Raw genomic sequence first — 2,040 nt, 5'->3', positions numbered from 1 at the left:
TCCTGAAGGTTGAAGGTCACGCCGTGCTTGTACAGCCACGGCCGCAGTCCCCACATGTCCCCAAGCAGGTTGCCGCTCGTATCCAGCCTGTCGCCCTCACTCGGCGGCGGGGTAGTTGAATCCCGCACGGTCGCGGGGTCGATCTGTGCAATCAGGGGCGTGGAATTGCCCAGCCGCGCACGTTCCTGCGCGATCTGTGTGGCGGGGGCCTGCGCATGGGCCCGTGATGTGGTGGCCACCATGGCGCAGGCAGCCAGCAGGCCGTGGATGCTGCGGGGCAGGGGGACTCGACTCATGGACGGGCTTTCGCTTCTGGCCCGTCCCGGCCGGTGGCAGGGCAGGCGATAACGGCGCACCCCGTCGGCGCGCAGGCAGGGGGACAAAGATACCCATCGGTATGAACTGTCCCGCCAAGGGCCTGACATGGCAGGGTACTGACATAACGGGGCGAACGTATAACCCATCGGCAGGCCATGCAACGGTGTCACGCAGGGGGCAGCCATAACAGGGGCAGCCATCACAAGGGCAGATATGGCAGGGACAGCCATAAACCGGCGGCGTGAAAATCTGTCCGGGCAGCAGGCTGGTATCATGCATGCTGTCGGTGACGCCTTGATAAGAGCCTGTTTGAAAACACGTCATTGATAAAAAAGAAAAGTTTCTGGGTGCCGCCTTTCGATCGAAAAAGGCGGCGTCTTCTGACGCTTTTTGGAAAAAGCTTCACCAAAAACTTTTGTAATTTCAGTATGTTATCGAGCCTTACTTTCAGACATGATTTTAGGGACTGTTTGCCAGTAAGGCCAATTAACCTGTTGAATCATGAAGGTTTTTTGTAAATTTCAAAAATCCCTGAAATGCATCATATTATGCAAAACACAGGGTAACGCCTGGAATGTTCCCACTTCTCATCACTGGACTATTGTGTATCGTGCGCCATCCCCAGCCAATGCGGCTGCATGCGCTGGTGCGGCGTGACGGGCGTGTGGGGATGCCCTATCATTCCCACCGGCTTGTCTCCTGACGTAAATGGTAATGGCACTGTGGCGCTGGCTCGACGTTTTCTTCCCTCGATTTCGCTGCTCTGCTCGTTCGAGGCGGCGGCCCGGCACCAGAATTTCACCACGGCCGCCACGGAACTGCATCTGACGCAAAGTGCGATCAGCCGCCATATCCGTGCGTTGGAGGTACAGTTGGGCGCGGACCTGTTCACCCGCGAACGCCAGACCGTGCGCCTGACGATGGCGGGGGAAACCTATGCCCGTGAAATCCGCGAGGCATTGAAACATATCTCCACCGCGACCCTTGGCTTTCGGGCCAGTCCCAGTGGCGGTACGTTCAACCTTGCGGTGCTGCCCACCTTTGGCGCGCGCTGGATGGCGCCGCGCGTGCCGGCGTTCGGGCTGTTGCATCCTGATATCACCATCAACCTGTTCACCCGTCCGGCTCCGTTTGAATTCGCGGCAGAAGCCCTCGATGCTGCCATTCATTATGGCCTGCCTGACTGGCCGGGGGCGGAGATGGAATTCCTGATGCATGAACAGGTCGTGCCGGTGTGCAGCCCCGACATGGCCGCGCGGTCGTCCTTTCGCACGCCGTCGGATCTGCTGTGTGCGCCGCTGTTGCATCTGGTGTCGCGGCCCGATGCGTGGGAACGCTGGTTCCATGCCCATGATGTCGATGCGTGCCAGATCCACGGCATGTTGTGTGACCAGTTCGCAACCATAACACAGGCGGCGCGCGCAGGGGCGGGGCTGGCGCTGTTGCCGCGTTTCCTGATTGCCGAAGAACTGGCACGCGGTGAACTGCATGAAATCGCGCCCCCCGCACCACAAATGGCAGAGGAAGCCTATTACCTTGTCTGGCCTGTCAATCGCACGCGCTATGCCCCGCTGGTGGCGTTTCGACAGTGGATACTGACGGCGGTTGCGGCCGGGTGACGCCATGGTGTGCGTGGATCGTGGCAGGAAGTGTCCGCCATTTTTTTTGAAAGTGTTATGTCTTTCAAAGCTTTTTGAAAAAAGCTTTACCAAAAACTTTTAT

General features: G+C 58.7%; 2 protein-coding genes and 1 pseudogene. 2 read left to right on the top strand and 1 reads right to left on the bottom strand.

What is annotated here, in order from left to right:
- A pseudogene (locus tag B7G66_RS02695) lies at positions 1–296 on the bottom strand (carbohydrate porin); the annotation flags it as partial.
- Positions 297–892: 596 nt separating this feature from the next.
- Here B7G66_RS02695 and B7G66_RS18930 point away from each other — a divergent pair.
- Together B7G66_RS18930 and B7G66_RS02690 are read left to right on the top strand one after the other, a co-directional pair.
- Positions 893–1,021 carry a hypothetical protein gene (locus B7G66_RS18930; protein WP_264986251.1) on the top strand — a complete coding sequence of 43 codons (129 nt, stop codon included), beginning with the start codon at positions 893–895 and terminating at the stop codon, positions 1,019–1,021.
- Positions 1,011–1,937 (top strand): LysR family transcriptional regulator, encoded by a 927-nt coding sequence (locus B7G66_RS02690; RefSeq protein WP_231106295.1) that lies wholly within the window; start codon positions 1,011–1,013, stop codon positions 1,935–1,937. The genes B7G66_RS18930 and B7G66_RS02690 overlap by 11 nt, the downstream gene beginning before the upstream one ends.
- The last annotated feature ends 103 nt before the right edge of the window (positions 1,938–2,040 follow it).

The sequence above is a fragment of the Novacetimonas hansenii JCM 7643 genome (assembly GCF_000964405.1).
In the GTDB taxonomy this organism is placed as follows: domain Bacteria; phylum Pseudomonadota; class Alphaproteobacteria; order Acetobacterales; family Acetobacteraceae; genus Novacetimonas; species Novacetimonas hansenii.
Note: the sequence above shows the minus strand (reverse complement) of the source record. Positions and strands in the feature narration are given on the sequence as shown.

Bases quoted from the DNA above. Each gene is read 5' to 3' on its own strand.
- B7G66_RS18930 (WP_264986251.1), top strand. From the start codon at position 893: ATGTTCCCACTTCTCATCACTGGACTATTGTGTATCGTGCGCCATCCC.